A 970-nucleotide genomic window follows, 5' to 3' on the forward strand; every position below is an offset into this window, starting at 1 on the left:
GTCGCCCGGCGTGCCGTCGGCGATGACGCGGCCATGATCGATGACGACAATGCGTTCGCACAGGTTCATCACCAGCCTCATGTCGTGCTCGATCAGGACGACGCCGATGCGGCGCTCGGTGCGGACTGTCGAGAGGATGGAAACCAGTTCGGCGGTCTCGACGGCGTTCATGCCGGCGGCCGGCTCGTCCAGCAGCAGGAAGCGCGGCTTCAACGCCAGCGCACGTGCCACTTCCAACCGGCGTCGCTGGCCATAGGCAAGCCTGGCGGCCGGCTGATCGGCAAATCTCTCCAGCCCCATGCGCGCAAGTTCACCCATTGCCGCCGCCTCGGCATGGACGAGATCAGGCTCTACCTGGCGTGCGGCGACGACGACGTTTTCCAGCACCGTCATGTGCGGGAAGACGCGGATGTTCTGGAAGGTGCGGGCAACGCCGGAGCGCGCGAAGCGGAAGGCAGAAGCCTGCCGCACCGCGCCACCCACCGACACGGTACCGGCACTTGGCTTGACATCACCGGCCAGCATGTTGAGCAGCGTCGTCTTGCCGGCGCCATTGGGGCCGATGATACCGGTGATGCTGTCCGTTTCGAAACTCAGGCTGACGTCGTCGACAGCAACGACGCCGGCATAACGGCGCGACAGACGCTCGGCGGAGAGCCGGTCACTCTCGACACGCTGCGGAGGTGCCGCCGAAGCCGTCACGGCCTGACGTCCGGGCCGGCGCAGCAGGTTCAGCTCACGCTCGCCGAACAGGCCGGTCGGGCGTCGCCAGATGACCAGGATCATGGCGATGGCAAGCACGCCCTGGGTCAAGCCGAACAGGACAGGCAGATGCAGGCTGAGCACTTCGCCGCCGCCTTCGAAGCGGCGTACCACTTCGACCAAAACGATGGTGACGATGACGCCGGCGAAAGCGCCGAGCGACGAGGTCATGCCGCCGACGATCAGCATGGCAAGCATGGTGAAGCCC

At 66.2% G+C, this 970-nt stretch carries 1 protein-coding gene; it reads right to left on the bottom strand.

The features are described 5' to 3' along the window. A partial coding sequence (locus tag EN884_RS37010; RefSeq protein ID WP_245492064.1) for an ABC transporter ATP-binding protein occupies nt 1–960 on the bottom strand: 960 nt, incomplete at its 3' end. Nucleotides 961–970 lie beyond the last annotated feature (10 nt).

It is taken from the genome of Mesorhizobium sp. M7A.F.Ca.AU.001.01.1.1, assembly GCF_004022735.1.
Lineage (GTDB): Bacteria > Pseudomonadota > Alphaproteobacteria > Rhizobiales > Rhizobiaceae > Mesorhizobium > Mesorhizobium ciceri.